The organism is Pseudoalteromonas sp. GABNS16E, from assembly GCF_028598715.1.
GTDB classification, from domain to species: domain Bacteria; phylum Pseudomonadota; class Gammaproteobacteria; order Enterobacterales; family Alteromonadaceae; genus Pseudoalteromonas; species Pseudoalteromonas atlantica.
Map to the genome: position 1 here is coordinate 12112 of NZ_JAQREZ010000016.1, position 19105 is coordinate 31216.

Consider the following 19105-nt stretch of genomic DNA (forward strand, 5'->3'; position numbering starts at 1 on the left):
TTATTAACTACCGCTCTAAGTATGCTACAACCCCTTCGAGTTTTAGACTTTAGCGCCGCTCACAAGTGGCTAAACTATATGAGGACATAGAACGCAACGTGGCAGACGCGGGAGTATACCAGCACTTAAAACACATTGCTACCGAGCGGTTGTTTTTTCCACAAGAAAATTACAAAAACTTATGCATTTATATAAAAACAACAATAAGGCCACTTTAAAGAGTCGATACAGTCGTATTAGCGCTATGCTAAATGCTCTTTTGCTAAATACTCTAAAGACTGCATTTCTTGCAGGCGGCTAATGCAGCGCTTAAATTCAAAGTTAAGATTACCTTGGGTATAAAGCTGCGTGATCGGTTTTTCAGCCGAAATAATTAATGTTACATGGCGTTCGTAAAACTCATCCACTAAAGCGATAAAGCGCCTAGCTGCATCATCATTATTTTGTCCAAGCTGTTTAACATTAGAAATAATAACAGTGTTATATAAGCGGCTAATTTCCATGTAGTCGACTTGGCTACGTGCGGTTTCGCACAATTCGCTAAATTCAAACATCACTACACACTTGGCCACTTTGCGTGTGTTGATTAAGCGCCCTTCTATTTCTATGGGTTGATCAAGCTCCCCCGCCTCTGGCGAGAGCTTATCAAAATATTCAAATAAGTTTTTATCGGCTTGCTCATCTAACGGGCTGTGAAATATTTCGGCTTGCTCAAGTGTACGCAAGCGATAATCAATACCAGAGTCTACATTTACTATTTCTGTGTTCGCTTTTACCAGTTCAATGGCCGGAATAAAACGCGCACGCTGTAAGCCGTTTTTATATAAATCATCAGGTACTATATTAGAGGTAGCGACTAATACTATATTGCGTGCAAATAATGCCTGCATTAAGCCGCCGAGTAACATGGCATCTGTAATATCTTGAACAAAAAATTCATCAAAACAAATAATATCGGTTTCAGCTTTAAATATGTCGGCAACAATTTCCAGTGGATTGCTTTTATTATTTAGCTTTTTTAGTTCATCGTGAACTCGGTGCATAAAGCGATGAAAATGCACACGCATTTTACGCTCACCTGGCAGCGCTTCGTAAAAGGTATCTACTAAATAGGTTTTACCACGCCCTACACCACCCCAAAAATAAAGCCCTTTAATTGGCTCAGGTTCGCTTTTATTAAACAGCTTTGCAAAAAAGCCTTGTTGCTGTGGTTTTTTATTTGTGAGGTCATCGTATAAACGTTGTAAATGGCGCACTGCATTTTCTTGTGCTTGGTCATGTACAAAGTCATCGCGCTTAAGATCTTGCTGGTAAGTTTGCCAAGGAGTCATATCTAATTACATTTTAAACACAGTTTAATTTGCACAACATATTAACACGCATCTTAACTCGGGGTATATTACCCACAGGATGATTTATATTTGAATCAGGCATTATTAGATATTTTTTCCCAAAGGGGTGAAGTTATGGGCACAGTTACGTGGGTAGGTTTAATTATTATTACTGCTGTAGTGGCATTTTTTGTTGGTGCATTCGTTACTAAAAAGCAATTTAAGCAAGATGAATTAAAAGAACAAGCCGAGCTAGCACAAAACGCGCTTGAGCAGTATCGCCAAGATGTGGCCGATCATTTAGCAAGCACAGGTAAGCTTGTGAATAAAATGAAAGAAAACTACGACCAACTACTCAGCCATGTTGAAGAAACCAATCAACTCTTACTTGATGATAAAAACAAAGCGCCTAGCGAGCCGTTTTTCTCTAAAGAAACAACAGAGCAATTACAAGCGTCTTTAAAAGAGCGCGAGGTTGACCGTTCATCTGCACAAGCACAACCTGCCGATTACGTCTCGGGTGAGTCTGGTTTATTTGCAGGGCAAAATGGCGATACAAAACCTGCAAAAGCCTCTTAACACACTGAGCACGCTAAAATGTTAGTGCTATCTTGAGGAACTTTTTTTTGACCCCATAGTCTTTAAATGTAACAGCTTTATATTTAAATTCGAAAAGGCTGCTTATGCAGCCTTTTTGCTTTTCCTGTGATGTGGAGTACACCCTGACTATGAAAATGAAATTATCACTTATTAGTGCTGCAATCTTATCTACAAGCTTATTACTAAGCCCAATGGCCTCTTATGCAAAACTGCCTATTGCAGTTAACGGCCAACAATTACCCACACTTGCGCCTATGCTTGAGCAAATTACCCCTGGCGTTGTGAGCATTCAGGTTTCTGGCTCAAAAGAAGTGCGCCGCCGTGCAGACCCGCTTGAATACTTTTTTGGTAACCCTCAACCACGTAGTCAAAAGCGCCAATTTAGTGGTTTAGGCTCAGGGGTTATTATTGATGCCGACGAAGGCTATGTAGTAACAAATAACCACGTAATTCAAGATGCCGAAAAAATGGTGGTAACGCTAGAAGACGGCCGTGAATTTGAAGCCACCAAAATTGGTACCGATAAAGAGTCTGATATTGCGCTATTACAAATAGATGCAGATGACTTAACCGAAGTTAAACTGGCAAATTCAGATAAATTGCGTGTCGGCGACTTTGCAGTAGCAATTGGTAATCCATTTGGTTTAAGCCATACAGTAACCTCGGGCATTGTAAGTGCATTAGGCCGTAGTGGTTTAAATATTGAAGGCTACGAAGACTTTATTCAAACCGATGCGGCTATTAACCAAGGTAACTCAGGAGGCGCTTTAGTTAACCTAAATGGTGAGCTCATTGGTATTAATACTGCTATTTTAGGTGCCTCGGGTGGAAATGTTGGTATTGGCTTTGCCATTCCATCAAATATGATGAAAAACTTAGTTGACCAAATTATTGAACATGGCGAAGTACGCCGTGGCTCACTGGGTATTTCTGGCCGCCCACTTGATGCAGGCCTTGCAAAAGCACAGCAACTTGACGTTAAACAAGGTGCTTACGTTATGCAAGTAATGGATGATACCGCAGCAAGCAAAGCAGGTATTAAAGCTGGCGATGTTATTATTAGTATTAATGGCAGCGATATTAGTGGCTTCCACGAGCTGCGCAGTAAAATAGCAACGTTAGGTGAAGGACGCGAAGTTAAATTAGGTATTTACCGCGATGGCAAAGTAAAAACCATTAAAGTAACGCTTGATGGTGCATCGGGTTTAACCGCCGCTGGCGATGAACTGCATCCTGCATTCCAAGGTGCAACGCTTGAAAACGTGCAAAAAAATGGCACTAAAGGTATTGAAGTCGCCACAGTAGATCCGCGTTCTCCTTCTGCACGTGTTGGCCTTGAAGAAGGTGATGTGATTGTACAAGTTAACCGCCAACGTGTAGAAAACATTCGTCAAATGAACAAAATTATCGAAGATACCCAAGGTAATATTGTACTTGGCGTTAAACGTGGCAGAGAGTCTATCTTTGTACTTATCCAATAAGTAACACGTTATAAATAAGCAATAAAAATAACAGCAGCACTTGCCGCTGTTATTTTTTTTGTGCCATCATAAAGAATTGCTCACTAACAATAAGAATCTCGTGCTGAAATTACTAAAATTTGTACTTCCCCCATTGTTTGTCGGTTTAGGTATCGCTTTTTTAGTGGTTTTTTTCAGCCCTAATATGCGCGCCTCTTTACTCCCTAATGTTCCCTTGCCCAGTGCTATGAGCTCAAATCACCTTAGTTTTGCTGACGCGGTTAAACGTGCTGCACCGTCGGTAGTAACTATTTTTTCAGAAAGCATTTCTAAAGAGCCTCGATATAAGCAACAAAACACCGTTCAAGAGCTTGGCTCTGGCGTAATTATGGCGCAAGACGGCTACATATTAACTAACTACCACGTTATAAATAATGCAGATCAAATCTTGGTTATATTAACCGATGGCCGACGCTTTTTTGATGTGCAGTTAATTGGCTTTGACACCATTACCGATTTAGCCTTATTGAAAATTAACGCCGACCACCTGCCGGTGATCCCCGTAAACGATAATTACACCACCAGTGTAGGTGATGTAGTGCTGGCCATTGGTAACCCACTCAATTTAGGGCAAACCATCACCCAAGGTATAATTAGTGCCACCGGTAAACAAAAAATTACCGATAGCCCTTATAACAACTTACTGCAAATGGATGCTGCTATAAATGTAGGTAACTCTGGCGGGGCTTTGGTTAATTCAAATGGAGACTTAGTGGGGATCACGTCTGCGCAATTTAAAACTCGTGAAAACCTAAATATCCAAGGAATATTTTTTGCTGTTCCCTATTCGCTCGCTAAAGAAGTAATGGCAAAGCTAATACGCCATGGCCGTGTAGTACGTGGCTATTTAGGCTTTGAAGGCACCGCTGTAGATAGCACGGGCAAAGAGGTAAACGACAGCCTTACTGAGGTCGCTGGTATGCGAATCACCAATTTAGACCCATTAGGCCCTGCATGGCAAGCTGGCATTGAAGAGCAAGACATCGTTATTAAAATTGCAGGGTTAAGTGTCGCCAACCCGCAAAAAGTACTCGAAAAAATAGGCAATACACAGCCCGGTAAAGAAATAGAATTTGAGCTGTACCGAAACGGTAAAGTAGAAAAAATAATGGTTAGAGTTGCAGAGCTCGAAACTAAACTCTAACCAAAATGGCAATAAAAAGGTCGGATAGCAATACGCGTATCCGACCTTTTTTATGTCTAAAGTAAACTGTGTTTAACTCAGCGCGCTTAATTTAGGAGCAAGTGTGCTCTCACCTCAAAACAAGTAAATATTATTGCGAATGGGTATTAGCTACTTCTGCGCTTAATATTGGCACCTAAGCCACTGAGTTTATCTTCAATGCGTTGATAGCCTCGGTCTACGTGGTAAATACGATCGACTACCGTTTCACCTTGCGCCACAATACCGGTTAAAATTAAGCTTGCAGAGGCGCGTAAATCGGTTGCCATTACTTGTGCGCCACTTAAACTTTGCGTTTCACCACAAATAGCGGTATGCCCTTCTAAACGAATATTAGCGCCCATGCGTTGTAACTCTGGTACGTGCATAAAGCGGTTTTCAAAAATGGTTTCGGTAATTGTTGCACTACCATTAGCCACTACATTTAACGCGGTGAACTGCGCTTGCATGTCGGTTGGAAAACCAGGGTGTGGCATGGTTTTAATATTAACGGCTTTGAGCTCACGATTACGCATATCTAAATAAATGCTGTCATCGTTTACTTCAACTAATGCATTCGCGGCACGTAATTTTTCAATAACAGGCTCAAGTGAATGAAAATCTGTTTTTTTACAAAGTACTTCGCCTGCAGCCATCGCTGCTGCAACTAAAAAAGTGCCCGTTTCAATGCGGTCAGGTAAAATGCTGTGCTCACAGCCGCCTAAACGCTCTACGCCATCAATTTCTATACGGCTTGTACCTGCACCAGTAATTTTTGCACCCATAGCAATTAGGCAATTGGCAAGGTCAATAATTTCGGGCTCGCGTGCTGCGTTTTCAAGCACCGTTTTACCATCAGCAAGTGCTGCGGCCATTAGTAAGTTTTCGGTTGCGCCAACACTGACCATTTCCATGAAAATTTCAGCGCCTTTAAGGCGGCCTTCTACCTTTGCATTGATATAACCATTTTCAACGTTTATTTGTGCGCCCATGCGCTCTAAACCTTGAATATGTATATCAACCGGGCGTGCGCCTATAGCACAACCACCAGGTAGCGATACCTGCGCCTCACCAAAACGCGCCACTAAAGGCCCTAGTGCCAAAACAGAGGCGCGCATTTGCTTAACTAAATCATAAGGAGCAAGCGTTTTATTAACGGTTGCGCCATCGATATACAGTGTATCGCCTTGCCAATTTATAGTTGCGCCTAAGGTGCTTAAAAGCGCCTCAGTGGTCACAATATCGCGAAGGCGAGGAACATTCGTAAATGTACTTTTACCATCGGCAAGCAGTGCGGCAAACAAAATTGGTAATGCGGCATTTTTAGCGCCAGAAATAGTTACTTCACCCGCAAGTGAAGTGCCACCTTGAATTACAAACTGATCCATTAAGAGGCCTTAACTATTGAGGTAAAATAAATTTTTGTTCACGCTTCCACTCAGTTGGCGTAAATGCACGAATTGATACAGCGTGAATTGTACCGTCTGAAATAGTATTCATTAATGGGCCATAAACTAGCTGTTGCTTTTTAACGCGGCTTAAACCGTCAAAGCACTCACCTACTGCAATTACTTCATAATGGCTACCATTGGCTTTTACTTTTACTTCAGATAATTGAAGTTCGTCGCGTAATAATGTTTCGACTTGGCTAGTTTCCATAACTCTCACTCAAATAAAGTTGTTACCTGACCCAACTGCATTAAATTTTGCAATTGCTCAGGTGGATTTTGCAATTCAAGGCGTGTGCCCTGTTGCTTAAATTCAGCAAAAGAGTGAATTAACCAAGCTAAGCCCGCTGTGTCAACCCTCATTACCTCACAAAGGTCAAAATAGATGGTTTTATGCTTACTTAATGACTTGGCGTTCAGAAGCTGTTCATTGCCAATTGAGCTGCGGGTAAGTTCACCACTTACCCTATAGTGCTGCTCATCTACTTGGCTAATTGCCAATTTAGTCATTGCTGTTGTTGCCTCTAAATTGCACAGGTAACTGGCTCTTTTGCTCTAGTAATTTACTTACGTGTGCAATACCTTGCTGGCGTAAAATACCTTGTAGCTCACTTTGTTTTGCATCGAGTAAGCTAATTCCTTCTGCAATCATATCGTATGCGCGCCACTCGCCGCTGCGATCTTCACGTACTTTAAAATCAATTTTTATGTCAGGCTTGCCATCTTCTGTAATTTTAGTTTTTACTACAACTACATCTTTGCCTTTAAATGGCTGCTCTGCGCCAAATTCTACATGTTGGTCAGTGTATTGAGTAAATACCCCCGCGTAAGTAGCAACTAAATAGCTTCTAAACGCGCCAATAAATTCTTGGATATCTTTAATTGCTTTGGCTTTTTCGGCTTCATCGGTAATTGCACGCACTTTAGACACTTCACTACCCAACACACGAAGTGCTGCATATTTGTAGTCTATGTAAGGCATCAGCTCTTCTTCTACAATAACACGAAGGTGCTCTTTATCTTTAGTGATAAGCGGTTGATCTTTTTTAATGCGCTCAAATGTATGCTCTGCTACCTGACGCACCATCTTGTTAGGATCTGTCAGTTTAACTTCGGCTGCGCTAACACTTTGCACAGCTAGGGTTGCACTAAGTGCAATAACGGCTAAAAACTGTTTCAACATAATAATTACTCACTACCTTGGTTGAATAAAAACTGCCCAATTAACTCTTCTAAAACAAGTGCAGACTTAGTATCTGTGATTGAATCACCATCACCTAACGCTTTGCTCTCTACGCCAAATAACTCATCGATTGCTTGATCTTGTGCGTTTTCGGTCACTGTCTCACCTAAACAGCGCTGCTCTGCTGCATTAGGAGAAATAACAGGGTGAATACCTAAGTACTGCTCCCCTAAAATACCCGATGTTAAAATTGAGATTGAGCTAGTGTCTGAAAAACGACATAAATACTGTGCATCTATCGTCATATTTACCACAGGCAAAAACACCTGTGGGTGTACATAAATAGATTCAACACGGCCAATCACTACACCGCCTACTTTTACCGGTGCACGCGCTTTAAGTGAGCCGATATTTTCAAACTTTGCATTTAGCGTGTAGGTTTCGCCCGACCCGCTAATACCCGAATTAGCCACTTTAAGTGCTAACATTGCAAACGCTAAAATGCCTAATGCGACAAAAAAGCCAACTAAAATCTCTAATTTCCGTGAATTCATTATCTATACCCTATTAGCTGGTAAACATTACCGCTGTCAAAATAAAGTCAAACCCTAATACTGCCAGTGATGAGTGTACGACTGTTTCTGTTGTTGCTTTACTGATCCCTTCTGAGGTTGGGATACAGTCGTAGCCCTTATAAAGCGCAATCCAGGTCACTACCATGGCAAATACAAAACTTTTTATCATGCCGTTTAATACATCTTCTTGAAACGATACTTGCGATTGCATTATCGACCAAAAGCTGCCGGTATCTACGCCTAACCAATCAACCCCAACTAAATGAGCACCGATAATGGCAACCGCAGAAAAAATAAGTGCAAGCAATGGCATACTAATAAAACCTGCCCAAAAGCGTGGTGCAATAATGCGCTTGAGAGGGTCAATGGCCATCATTTCTAGTGAAGAGAGTTGCTCAGTGGCTTTCATTAAGCCTATTTCTGCCGTTAGCGCACTTCCAGCGCGCCCAGCAAATAATAGCGCTGTAACCACAGGGCCTAGTTCGCGTAATAAACTAAGCGCAACTAATGGGCCTAGGCTGTCTTCGGCGCCATAGCCAACCAATACAGTGTAACCTTGCAGCGCAAGCACCATACCAATAAACAAACCCGACACCATAATAATTAATAATGATTGCGAACCAACCATATAAAGTTGGCGCACTAACAGCGGTGTGCCTTTTTTAAAGTTAGGTACATTCCACAATGCATTAAAAAGCATGTTGGCAGAGCGTCCTAATGCAGCAAAACGCCCCAGCGTTTTATGACCTAACTTTTGAAATAAATCCAACATTAAGCGTTTTCTCCTAACAGCTCATCAGCATACGTTTGTGCAGGATAATGAAATGGCACTGGCCCATCCGATAATCCTTTTAAAAACTGCTGTACTAATGGAGATTCATGATTACGCATTTCATCCGGTGTCCCTGCACCTATTACGCCTTGATCGGCAATAATAATAACGTGATCGGCAATACTCATTACCTCCGTTACATCGTGGGTTACAATAAGGGATGATAAACCTAGCACTTCATTTAACGACTTAATAAGCTTTACCAATACGCCCATAGATATTGGGTCTTGGCCGGCAAAAGGCTCATCATACATAATAAGTTCTGGGTCCAGTGCAATAGCACGTGCAAGTGCTGCTCGTCTGGCCATACCGCCAGAAAGCTCAGAAGGCATTAAATCTTTAGCACCGCGTAAACCCACCGCTTGCAGTTTCATTAATACGACTAGTTTAATTAACGCTTCACTTAACTTGGTGTGCTCTCGCAGAGGAAATGCAATGTTGTCAAATACCGACATATCAGTAAATAACGCACCGCTTTGAAACAGCATGCTCATTTTGGTTCGTGCCGCATATAACTCTTTGCGCGACATACTAGGAATACTGCCACCTTCGAATAAAATATCGCCGGCGTCAGGCTTAAGCTGCCCACCAATTAAGCGTAGCATTGTGGTTTTGCCAATTCCGCTTGGCCCCATAATCGCTGTTATCTTACCTTTAGGAACACTAAAACTCATATTTTTATATATGGTTCTATCGCCTCGCGAAAAGCTAACATCCTTGACTTCTACTATTGATTGCGACAAGTCGCTCTCCGTAACAATGTTCACTCGTGCTCCTATTTTAAGGGTTTTTTAGCCAAGATGGAAAAAACAATTCGTAAGATTTTGTAATACGCCTACAAAAAGCGCTCTAAGGCTGAAGTAAATTGCCTTAACCTTTGCTTAAGCGCATAAAATTCACGCACTGCAATAGTAGACCCTGCTCTTTTGCTTATACTTTCATGTTGGCTTTTGTTACTATTCGCGCCATCTGTATTTTGAACATCTGGCTTAACATAATGGTTACCTCGTTTGTTATTTTAATTCTTGGTTTTGCTGCACTTGTGTGGAGCGCCGACCGATTTGTATACGGTGCGGCAGCGCTTGCTAAAAACTTTGGAGTCCCTACTTTAATTGTTGGCTTAACGGTTGTTGCTATGGGTTCTTCGGCCCCTGAAATGATGGTATCGGCCTCGGCTGCTTTGGCAAATAAAACCGACACAGCGGTCGGTAACGCGGTAGGTTCAAATATAACAAACATCTTACTTGTGTTAGGTATTACTGCGCTGCTACGCCCTTTGAGTGTGTCATCAAGCACTTTAAAACGCGAAATGCCGCTTGTTATGCTGGTATCCTTGGCTACGTGGTATGTATTTTCAGACAACTACTTCTCACTTACCGAAGGGGTGGCGTTGCTAGTTGCATTTGCTGTGTTTATTGGCGGCTTGATTGTGGTTTCTTTGCGCGCAAAAAATCAAGATGACCCTTTTGTCTCAGAAGCCTGCGATGAGGTTCCTAACGATGTACCAACTAAAAAAGCCGTTTTATGGCTAATTGTCGGCATGGTTTTATTACCTGTTAGCTCACACTTTTTAGTTGGTTCAGCAGTCGATATTGCTAAATACTTTGGTTTAAGCGACTTAGTAATTGGCTTAACCATTATCGCTATTGGCACAAGCTTGCCTGAACTTGCAGCTTCTGTAGCGGGTGTACTTAAAAACGAAGATGATTTAGCCCTCGGTAATATTGTGGGCTCAAATATATTTAATATTTTAGCGGTATTACCGCTTGCAGGTATTATTAACCCATCAGTGGTTGACCCGTCACTTGCAAACCGCGACATACTTATTATGTTAGGTGCTACGCTTGCGCTTATTATTATGTCATTGAACTTTAGAGGTTCTCAGCGTATCAATAGAGTAGAAGGTGGCCTATTACTCATCGCATTTTTGGCGTACCAAGGTTATATTTTTAGTCAAGTAGGGTAACAATGGCACAACTAAATTTTATAGAGCAAGGTTTACGCGTATTAAACATTGAACGCCAAGCGCTTGCTGATATTACGCAATACGTTGACGAAAACTTTCATAGTGCGTGTCAGCTCATGTTTGATTGCCAAGGCCGGATTATTGTTATTGGCATGGGTAAATCAGGCCATATTGGTAATAAAATTGCTGCTACCCTTGCAAGTACAGGCAGCCCTGCTTTTTTTGTTCACCCAGGCGAAGCAAGCCATGGCGATTTAGGCATGATAACCAAAAATGACGTGGTTATGCTTATATCAAACTCGGGCGAAACCAGCGAAGTACTTAATATTATTCCGGTACTTAAACGTCTTGGTGCAAAAATAATATCGATGACGGGCAACCCGCTCTCTACTATGGCAACACTTGCCGATGTGCACGTATGCATAAAAGTAGAACAAGAAGCCTGTTTATTAGGTTTAGCGCCTACTGCAAGCACCACTGCCACTTTAGCGATGGGTGATGCAATGGCGGTTGCGCTTTTAGAAGCACGCGGCTTTACCGCCGATGACTTTGCACTCTCTCACCCTGGCGGCAGTTTAGGTAAGCGATTGTTGCTCACTTTAAAAGATGTAATGCACAGCGGCACAAACACCCCTATTATAGGTGTAACGCAAACAATTAAAGACGCGTTAATAGAAATGTCAGCCAAAGGGCTGGGCATGACCGCTATTGTAGATAACAATCAACAGCTTGCCGGCCTTTTTACCGACGGTGACTTACGCCGTATTTTAGAGCAAAGAGTTGATATACATAGCACCGCTATTAGCCAGGTTATGACTAAGTCATGCACAACCGCCACGGCCGATATACTTGCAGCTGAAGCCCTAAACATAATGGAAAACAAACGTATTAATGGTTTAATTGTGGTCAATGATAAAAACCAGCCAATAGGCGCCTTAAATATGCAAGACCTCTTAAAAGCAGGAGTATTATAAATGCAATTTGAAGATCTCTATCAACCGCTAAGCGATGATGCCAAAGCACGCGCCAAAAAAGTAAAACTACTCATATGCGACATTGATGGTGTATTTTCTGATGGCCGAATTTACCTCGGTAACCAAGGCGAAGAATTAAAAGCATTTAATACAAAAGATGGTTTTGGCATTAAAGCGCTGATCAATAGCGGTTTTGAAGTTGCGGTCATTACGGGGCGTCACTCAGAAATAGTACAAACTCGCATGAGCAGCTTAACCGTGCAGCACATTTATCAAGGCCAAGAAGACAAACTTATTGCTTATCAAGAACTCAAAAACACTTTAAAGTTAACTGATGAACAAATAGCCTATATTGGTGACGATGGCCCTGACATGCCAGTAATGGAGCGCGTTGGCTTTGCCGTTGCAGTAAACGATGCGCACCCGCTTATTAAGCGCTTATCGCATTACACTACGCAAATGCCTGGCGGCTTTGGCGCCGTTAGAGAGCTCACAGACTTACTTATGCTAGAGAATGGCATAGCGCTTACAACACAAGGCACCAGTTCATGAATGCAGCACGCGTTATACTCAGTGCGTTATTCATCGGCTGTATGGTTTGGCTTTGGTACCCTTATTTTACCCAAACCAATGTAGCGCCAGAGCAAGAACCTGAAGTAATTGCAAAGCCCGATTACACCGCTATAGAGCTTAAGCAAACAGCCTATGACGAGCAAGGTAAAATAAGCCATAAAGTCACAGCGGCTAAAATGGAGCTGTACCAACAGCTTGGTTTTACATTTTTTGAAAAACCTATTTTCACCTTGTATAACGAAAAACAAACATGGCGAATAAATGCAGACGAAGCAACGCTTTACGAAGATAAACAACTTATTTTAGAAGGTAATGTTGTTGCTAAAAATTTAGTTGATAACGCCATGATAGATAACATCAATGCCGATAACATCGAAGTCGACATTAAAGCGCTAACAATGCGCTCTGAGCAGCCAGTGGTTGTCACTGGGCCTAATTTAAAAATTGTCGGTAAAGGCCTTGAAGCCGATTTAAAAACCGAAGTAATAAAACTAATTAACCATACGCGAACAATATATTATGACCAATAAACTCACTAAAATACTTATTATCCCATCGCTAATGCTTGCATTTAGCGCCTCTGCTGCTGAGCCTGCGGCTCAACCGCCAGCAAATCAAATTTCTATTAGTGCAGACCGTCAAGAAGGCCAACTTAAAGAAAACGTAGGTATTTTTGAAAAGAACGTCGAAATTGTGCATGGTAATCGCAAAATTACAGCCGACCGACTCGAAGTACATAAACGTGAAGACTTAGGGGATAACAAACAACTCCTTATTGCCACTGGCAGCCCAGCCTACTTCGAAGAAAAACAAGACGATGGTACCGTAATGAGTGCCAGTGCAAACGAAGTACGTTACGACGTAGCAAAGCGATTTTTAACGCTTGTTGGCGATGCTGAAGTCGCGCAAGCCGGTCAAAAAATTAATGCTAAAAGTATTACCTACGATATGCAGCAGCAGCTTATTAGCGCAGAAAAAGACGAAAACTCTACGGATCGTGTCCACACAATTTTAGTGCCTGTTGAAGCAAAAATTAAAGAAAAAACAGGTAACGAAGGTCAACCATGAGCACCTTAAAAGCAGAACTATTAGCAAAAAGCTATAAAGGCCGCCAAGTTGTAAAAAATGTAGGCCTTGAAGTAGAAGCCGGCAGCATTGTTGGCTTATTGGGCCCTAATGGCGCAGGTAAAACCACCACCTTTTACATGATTGTAGGATTAGTACCTAGCGACAAAGGTAAAATTTCTATTGATGATAACGACATTACGTTATTACCTATGCACAGCCGCGCCCGCTTAGGCATTGGCTATTTGCCGCAAGAGTCATCAATATTTAGAAAGCTGACAGTTTATCAAAACTTAATGGCTATTTTAGAAACGCGTAAAGAGCTCAATAAAGCCGCACGAGAAGAAACGCTTAACAACTTACTTGATGAATTTAGTATTCAGCATATTCGCGATAGCCAAGGTATGGCGCTTTCTGGTGGTGAACGCCGCCGTGTAGAAATTGCCAGAGCACTGGCAGCGAACCCTAAATTTATTTTATTGGATGAGCCTTTTGCTGGTGTTGATCCGATTTCAGTGTTAGATATAAAGAAAATAATAGAACATCTTAAAAACCGTGGCATTGGCGTATTAATTACCGATCACAATGTAAGAGAAACCCTTGATGTTTGTGAAAAAGCCTACATTGTTTCTCATGGGGAGCTAATTGCATCTGGCACCCCAGAACACGTATTAAATGACAAAACTGTACGCGATGTTTATTTAGGCGAGCAATTTAGGCTGTAACATTTAAGCCACACCTACAAGCATCTGCTAATATTAATTATAACAACATAAAAGGATTGTTAGAGATACATGAGGCAATCATTACAGCTGCGCATGGGCCAGCAACTTACAATGACTCCACAATTGCAACAAGCGATTCGCTTGCTGCAGCTCAGTACATTGGATCTCAAGCAAGAAATACAAGAAGCACTTGATAGCAACCCGCTATTAGAAGTAGAAGAGCAAGATTACACGGAAGAGTCGGCTGGAAAAAATGAACAAAAAGCAGATACGGATGATGTAACCGTAAGCGCATCGGCTGACGATACAACCAGCGAGTACGAGCAAGACAGTGGCGAAGCTTTAAATAAAGACACCGTTAGCGATGATATGGCAATGGATGTAACTTGGGATGAGTACATGAGCGCAGCCCCTGCTGCATCCTCAGGCCCAATGCCGGAAGATGAGTCTATTTATCAAGGTGCCTCTACTGAAACGCTACATGAGTATTTAATGTGGCAGCTTCAGCTTACTCCTTTTAGCCCAACTGATGAAGCCATTGCTATTGCCATTGTAGAAGCTGTAGATGACTCGGGTATTTTAACGCTAAGTTGTGAAGAGATTTTAGAGAGCTTTAACCAAGAAAACGATGACGAAGTTGAAGTTGAACTTGATGAAATAGAAGCCGTTTTAAAGCGTATTCAGTTATTTGACCCTGTAGGTATAGCCGCGCGCAGTTTACAAGAGTGCTTGTGCATTCAGCTAAACCAGTTTGATAAAGACACCCCTTTTATAGAACAAACTAAAATGATCTTAACCGATCACATTGATCTATTAGCGGCACGCGACTATCGTACATTAATGAAAAAGACTAAGCTTAAAGAAGACGAGCTTAAAGAGGTCATGACCCTAATACATACCCTCAACCCAAAACCTGCAGATACAATAGTAAGGGAAGAGTCGGAGTATGTAATACCAGATGTGTCGGTTAAAAAAATAAAAGGCCGCTGGGTGGTAGAGCTAAATCCAGATAGCATGCCAAAAATACGCGTAAATAGTCAGTACGCGGCTATGTCACGTACCGTAAAATCAAGTGGTGATAGCCAATTTATTCGCTCTCACTTACAAGAAGCTAAATGGTTTATAAAAAGCCTTGAAAGCAGAAACGACACGCTGCTTAAGGTAACTAACTGTATTGTAAAACAGCAACAGGCATTTTTTGAACATGGCCCCGAAGCCATGAAGCCAATGGTTTTAAACGATGTTGCTGAAATGGTAGAAATGCATGAATCGACAATTTCGCGTGTTACTACGCAAAAATATATGCATACGCCACGTGGTATTTTTGAGCTTAAGTATTTTTTCTCAAGCCACGTAAGCACTGAAAACGGCGGCGAGTGTTCATCAACCGCAATACGTGCCCTAATTAAAAAGCTAATTGCCGCGGAAAACTCAGCTAAACCATTGAGTGATAGTAAAATTGCGGATATATTGGCAGAGCAAGGAATTAAAGTAGCTAGACGCACAATAGCAAAATACCGTGAATCGCTAGCTATTCCACCGTCAAATCAGAGAAAGAGTTTGATATAAGACGTAAAAAACAAAGAGGAAATGCTTATGCAACTAAACCTAACTGGTCGTCACGTAGAAGTAACTGATTCACTTAGAGACTATGTAAATAATAAATTTGCAAAGCTAGAAAGGCACTCAGATCATATTAGCAATGTGCATGTCATTCTCGATGTAGAAAAACTCAACCAAAAAGCAGAAGCGACTATTCATGTAAGTGGCGCAGATTTATTTGCCTCAACAGAGCACCAAGATATGTATGCCGCTATAGACTCGTTGATTGACAAGCTCGATCGTCAAGTCATAAAACATAAAGAGAAGCTTGCTAGACACTAATATTATGAAATTAAGTACATTAGTATGCCAGGACTGCAGCAAAGCTGCGGTCCTTTTTAGTAGTAAAAAAAGAATTTTAGAGTTTATCAGTGAGCTTGCTCATGAAAAGCTCCCCTACTTACCACAACAAGATATTCTTAATGCGCTGGCAAGTAGAGAAAAGCTAGGCAGTACTGGCATTGGCCGGGGTATCGCCATTCCTCATGGCAGAATGGGTGGCGTAGAAGAGCCGCTGGCTTTAGTACTTGTTAGCGACACGCCTGTTAACTTTGATGCTATTGATAACTGCCCTGTTGATATTTTTGTTGCACTCATCGTACCAGATGGCGATAACCAACAGCACCTAAAGACTCTGGCAACCATAGCTGATAAACTGAGCAACAAAGAATTTTGTAAACAGCTGCGTAGTGCTAAAACCGATGCAGAGCTGTATCAAGTAATTGTTGATCAATCGTAGTAAATACTAAGGGCTATAAATGGAGTTAATTATCATAAGCGGCCGTTCTGGTTCAGGTAAGTCGGTTGCTTTACGCGTGGTTGAAGATTTAGGCTATTATTGCGTAGATAATATTCCGGTCAACTTACTGCCCTCTTTAGTGCGAAGTGTTTCAGATAACTATGACAAAATAGCCGTTAGTATAGATGTTCGTAATATCCCCAAAGAACAAGACGAATTTAACGATATTCTCGAGTACCTTCCTGACTTTGCTAAACCCACACTGTTTTATTTAGATAGTGATGATCAAACACTGATCAAACGTTTTTCAGAAACACGCAGATTACACCCTTTATCCATCGATTCGCTGCCGCTTGATTTAGCAATAAAAAAAGAAAAAGAACTGCTTGATGTACTCGTAACGCGCGCTGACTTTATGCTAGATACCACCGATTTAAGTGTGCACCAATTAGCAGAGTCAATTCGCGAAAAAATACTGGGTAAAAAAGATAAGCAACTTATTGTAACGTTTGAATCGTTTGGCTTTAAACACGGCATACCTAAAGAAGCTGATTATGTTTTTGATGCTCGCTTTTTGCCAAACCCCCACTGGGAGCCTGAACTCAAACCGCTTACGGGCCTTGATCAACCAGTAAAAGATTTTTTGGCAAATCACAGCATAGTCCAAAAATTCACTTGGCAAATTCAGACCTTTGTACAAACTTGGTTGCCACACTTAGAGCGTAATAACCGTAGTTATCTCACTATTGCAATTGGCTGTACTGGTGGTCAACACCGCTCGGTTTATTTAGCGCAAGCCATTGGTGAGAGCTTTGCTATGACGCATCCGAATGTCAAAATTCGTCATCGTGAGCAAGAAAAGTAACCTTAAAATAATAACCTGTTCAGTTTAGGTATAGTAATTTATGCGCTGTGAAGACACATTTTTAATAAAAAATAAATTAGGCTTACACGCCAGAGCGGCAACGGTCCTTGCGCAATTAGCTGTGCAGTTTGATGCTAAAATCACCTTACACCAAGATGATAAAGAAGCCGCAGGCGACAGCGTATTAGCTTTAATGCTACTTGAAAGCAGTAAAGGTAAAGAAGTTAAAGTAGTCTGTGAAGGCCCTGATTCAGAGCAAGCTTTGCATGCGGTTGGGCAATTAATTGCACAACGATTTAACGAACAAGAATAATTTAAAGCACCATAGCCTTATAAGTTAAAGACTTATCTGGCCAAATTATAAAGATTTAGTAAATTAGGGTATTCCGACTCGCCTAATTTAGTGCTTTAATTTAGGGTAATAAAGCCATGCCCCTGCTAAATTTGGTTACTTAATTTTAAACACTAATTTAGCCCCAGCATTGGGTTTAGCACAAAAAATAAAGAAAATGACAGTGGGCAACACCACCTACTAAACACCTTTCCATTACACAAAAATATTTAGGATGCCAATGCCAGAAGCGTTTGAACAAGACTATCCACTACAGCAACTAAAACAAGTGACTAAATCACTTAATAGTGGGCAATTTGTTCAAGTAAGACGCATGCTAGCAAAAACAGCACCTTGTGATACAGCACTGCTGCTTGAATCCTCTCCGCATAAAATTAGACGCATGCTTTGGCAACTGGTTGACCCAGATGTGCAAGGGGATGTGCTAGAAGAGCTCTCTGAAGATGTACGTTTAGGTATCATTGCACAAATGGAACCTGAGCATATTGCCGCGGCCACTGAAGATATGGGCCACGATGATTTAGGTGAAGTCCTACGTAGCCTACCTGATACCGTGTACAAAGATGTGGTTAGCGCTATGGATACGCAAGACCGCGAACGCGCTACACAGGCTTTATCTTACCAAGAGCGCTCAGCAGGCGCGCTAATGAACACCGATACGGTGACCATTCGCCCAGACGTTACACTTGATGTTGTGCTGCGTTATATTAGGCTACGCGGTGAGCTGCCAGAGGGCACCGATGATTTATACGTTGTTGATAAACATAACTGTTTTTTAGGTGCATTATCACTTAGCACACTGTTAACTAATCCGCCTGAAAAAATTGTTCAAGATTTAATGGATGAAGACTGTGAGTCTATCCCTATTTCGATGGATGAAAGTGAGGTTGCTCAGTTATTTGAGCGCCACAACTGGATATCGGCCCCTGTAGTCGATGATAACGCCCACTTGCTTGGGCGTGTCACCATTGATGATATTGTTGATGTTATTCGTGAAGATGCAGAGCACAGCTTATTAAGCCTTGCCGGTCTTGATGATGAAGAAGACACCTTTGCACCTGTTTTAAAAAGCTCAAAAAAGCGTTCAGTATGGCTTGGCGTTAACTTACTCACAGCCTTAGCTGCCGCCTTTGTGGCCAGCTTTTTTGAAAGCACCTTAGATATATTACCTATTTTAGCTGTACTCAATGGCATTGTGCCCTCAATGGGTGGTGTAGCAGGTAGCCAATCTTTAACTCTGGTTATTCGCGGTATTGCCGTGGGCCATATTAACCAAACTAACCAACGATTTTTAATGGCTAAAGAGCTGGCGATAGGCGCATTAAACGGGGTTATTTGGTCAATACTTATAGCCAGTGTAATTGCGCTTTGGCAATGGGATTTTATGCTTGGCGGCGTGCTCGCATTTGCAATGTTTATGAACCTTGTAGTGGCCGGTGTTGCTGGCGCATGTATTCCTATTTTATTGAAAAAAATGAATATAGACCCTGCACTTGCCGGTAGTGTTGTACTTACAACGGTGACTGATATTGTCGGTATTTTTGCCTTTTTAGGCACCGCAACGTGGCTACTTATTTAGCAACCTGAGCTCAG

23 protein-coding genes and 1 pseudogene are annotated in these 19105 nt (G+C 41.7%); 15 read left to right on the forward strand and 9 right to left on the reverse strand.

What is annotated here, in order from left to right:
• Window positions 1-242 precede the first annotated feature (242 nt).
• A complete protein-coding gene (gene zapE / locus PSI06_RS08690) occupies window positions 243-1331 on the reverse strand; it encodes a cell division protein ZapE (protein ID WP_024033326.1) in 1089 nt (362 codons plus the stop codon).
• Between the two features lie 95 nt (window positions 1332-1426).
• Window positions 1427-1555, reverse strand: a pseudogene (locus tag PSI06_RS21670) (hypothetical protein); the annotation flags it as partial.
• On the opposite strand from PSI06_RS21670, the gene PSI06_RS08695 reads away from it, so the two are divergent.
• From PSI06_RS08695 to PSI06_RS08705, 3 genes are all read left to right on the forward strand, one after another.
• A complete protein-coding gene (locus PSI06_RS08695; protein WP_369128026.1) occupies window positions 1500-1910 on the forward strand; it encodes a YhcB family protein in 411 nt (136 codons plus the stop codon). The pseudogene PSI06_RS21670 and the gene PSI06_RS08695 overlap by 56 nt on opposite strands.
• A gap of 149 nt (window positions 1911-2059) precedes the next feature.
• A complete protein-coding gene (locus PSI06_RS08700) occupies window positions 2060-3412 on the forward strand; it encodes a Do family serine endopeptidase (protein ID WP_273603491.1) in 1353 nt (450 codons plus the stop codon).
• Between the two features lie 100 nt (window positions 3413-3512).
• The gene (locus PSI06_RS08705; protein WP_024033328.1) at window positions 3513-4595 is read left to right on the forward strand and encodes a trypsin-like peptidase domain-containing protein; all 1083 of its coding nucleotides are present in this window, start codon (window positions 3513-3515) and stop codon (window positions 4593-4595) included.
• A gap of 146 nt (window positions 4596-4741) precedes the next feature.
• Here PSI06_RS08705 and murA read toward each other — a convergent pair whose 3' ends face one another.
• From murA to PSI06_RS08740, 7 genes are read right to left on the reverse strand one after another with little or no spacing between them, the layout of a single operon-like run.
• A complete protein-coding gene (gene murA / locus PSI06_RS08710) occupies window positions 4742-6001 on the reverse strand; it encodes a UDP-N-acetylglucosamine 1-carboxyvinyltransferase (RefSeq protein WP_273603490.1) in 1260 nt (419 codons plus the stop codon).
• Between the two features lie 13 nt (window positions 6002-6014).
• Entirely contained in the window at window positions 6015-6272 is a 258-nt protein-coding gene (locus PSI06_RS08715; protein ID WP_004589097.1) for a BolA family protein, read from the reverse strand.
• Between the two features lie 5 nt (window positions 6273-6277).
• Window positions 6278-6571: an STAS domain-containing protein gene (locus tag PSI06_RS08720; protein ID WP_024033329.1), complete on the reverse strand. Its 294-nt coding sequence runs from the start codon at window positions 6569-6571 to the stop codon at window positions 6278-6280.
• Complete coding sequence (locus PSI06_RS08725) at window positions 6564-7244, reverse strand: MlaC/ttg2D family ABC transporter substrate-binding protein (RefSeq protein ID WP_121637967.1); 681 nt, start codon at window positions 7242-7244, stop codon at window positions 6564-6566. The genes PSI06_RS08720 and PSI06_RS08725 overlap by 8 nt, the downstream gene beginning before the upstream one ends.
• 5 nt (window positions 7245-7249) lie before the next feature.
• Window positions 7250-7798: an outer membrane lipid asymmetry maintenance protein MlaD gene (mlaD, locus tag PSI06_RS08730; protein ID WP_273603489.1), complete on the reverse strand. Its 549-nt coding sequence runs from the start codon at window positions 7796-7798 to the stop codon at window positions 7250-7252.
• A gap of 13 nt (window positions 7799-7811) precedes the next feature.
• On the reverse strand, window positions 7812-8591 hold the full coding sequence (gene mlaE, locus PSI06_RS08735; RefSeq protein ID WP_024033330.1) for a lipid asymmetry maintenance ABC transporter permease subunit MlaE: 780 nt from the start codon (window positions 8589-8591) through the stop codon (window positions 7812-7814).
• Window positions 8591-9394, reverse strand: coding sequence for an ATP-binding cassette domain-containing protein (locus tag PSI06_RS08740; protein WP_004589092.1), 804 nt, complete (start codon window positions 9392-9394; stop codon window positions 8591-8593). The genes mlaE and PSI06_RS08740 overlap by 1 nt, the downstream gene beginning before the upstream one ends.
• A 254-nt stretch (window positions 9395-9648) precedes the next feature.
• Here PSI06_RS08740 and PSI06_RS08745 point away from each other — a divergent pair, with 254 nt between their 5' ends.
• The 12 genes from PSI06_RS08745 (at window position 9649) to mgtE (ending at window position 19091) form a co-directional block, all read left to right on the forward strand.
• Complete coding sequence (locus PSI06_RS08745; RefSeq protein ID WP_004589091.1) at window positions 9649-10617, forward strand: calcium/sodium antiporter; 969 nt, start codon at window positions 9649-9651, stop codon at window positions 10615-10617.
• A gap of 2 nt (window positions 10618-10619) precedes the next feature.
• Window positions 10620-11591: a KpsF/GutQ family sugar-phosphate isomerase gene (locus PSI06_RS08750; RefSeq protein ID WP_004589090.1), complete on the forward strand. Its 972-nt coding sequence runs from the start codon at window positions 10620-10622 to the stop codon at window positions 11589-11591.
• Window positions 11592-12143, forward strand: a complete 552-nt coding sequence (gene kdsC / locus PSI06_RS08755; protein WP_004589089.1) for a 3-deoxy-manno-octulosonate-8-phosphatase KdsC — start codon at window positions 11592-11594, stop codon at window positions 12141-12143. It begins immediately after the preceding gene.
• Window positions 12140-12694, forward strand: coding sequence for an LPS export ABC transporter periplasmic protein LptC (lptC, locus tag PSI06_RS08760; protein WP_004589088.1), 555 nt, complete (start codon window positions 12140-12142; stop codon window positions 12692-12694). Before kdsC ends, lptC begins: the two co-directional genes overlap by 4 nt.
• Entirely contained in the window at window positions 12684-13232 is a 549-nt protein-coding gene (lptA, locus tag PSI06_RS08765) for a lipopolysaccharide transport periplasmic protein LptA (protein ID WP_004589087.1), read from the forward strand. Before lptC ends, lptA begins: the two co-directional genes overlap by 11 nt.
• On the forward strand, window positions 13229-13954 hold the full coding sequence (lptB, locus tag PSI06_RS08770; RefSeq protein WP_004589086.1) for an LPS export ABC transporter ATP-binding protein: 726 nt from the start codon (window positions 13229-13231) through the stop codon (window positions 13952-13954). Before lptA ends, lptB begins: the two co-directional genes overlap by 4 nt.
• Before the next feature lie 69 nt (window positions 13955-14023).
• Window positions 14024-15523 carry an RNA polymerase factor sigma-54 gene (locus tag PSI06_RS08775; RefSeq protein ID WP_273603488.1) on the forward strand — a complete coding sequence of 500 codons (1500 nt, stop codon included), beginning with the start codon at window positions 14024-14026 and terminating at the stop codon, window positions 15521-15523.
• Between the two features lie 27 nt (window positions 15524-15550).
• Window positions 15551-15838, forward strand: a complete 288-nt coding sequence (gene hpf, locus PSI06_RS08780) for a ribosome hibernation promoting factor (protein WP_004589084.1) — start codon at window positions 15551-15553, stop codon at window positions 15836-15838.
• A gap of 4 nt (window positions 15839-15842) precedes the next feature.
• Window positions 15843-16295, forward strand: coding sequence for a PTS sugar transporter subunit IIA (locus PSI06_RS08785; protein ID WP_004589083.1), 453 nt, complete (start codon window positions 15843-15845; stop codon window positions 16293-16295).
• A gap of 19 nt (window positions 16296-16314) precedes the next feature.
• Complete coding sequence (rapZ, locus tag PSI06_RS08790) at window positions 16315-17160, forward strand: RNase adapter RapZ (RefSeq protein ID WP_004589082.1); 846 nt, start codon at window positions 16315-16317, stop codon at window positions 17158-17160.
• A 40-nt stretch (window positions 17161-17200) separates the two neighbouring features.
• The gene (locus tag PSI06_RS08795; RefSeq protein WP_004589081.1) at window positions 17201-17473 is read left to right on the forward strand and encodes an HPr family phosphocarrier protein; all 273 of its coding nucleotides are present in this window, start codon (window positions 17201-17203) and stop codon (window positions 17471-17473) included.
• A gap of 259 nt (window positions 17474-17732) precedes the next feature.
• Window positions 17733-19091: a magnesium transporter gene (mgtE, locus tag PSI06_RS08800; RefSeq protein WP_004589080.1), complete on the forward strand. Its 1359-nt coding sequence runs from the start codon at window positions 17733-17735 to the stop codon at window positions 19089-19091.
• Window positions 19092-19105 lie beyond the last annotated feature (14 nt).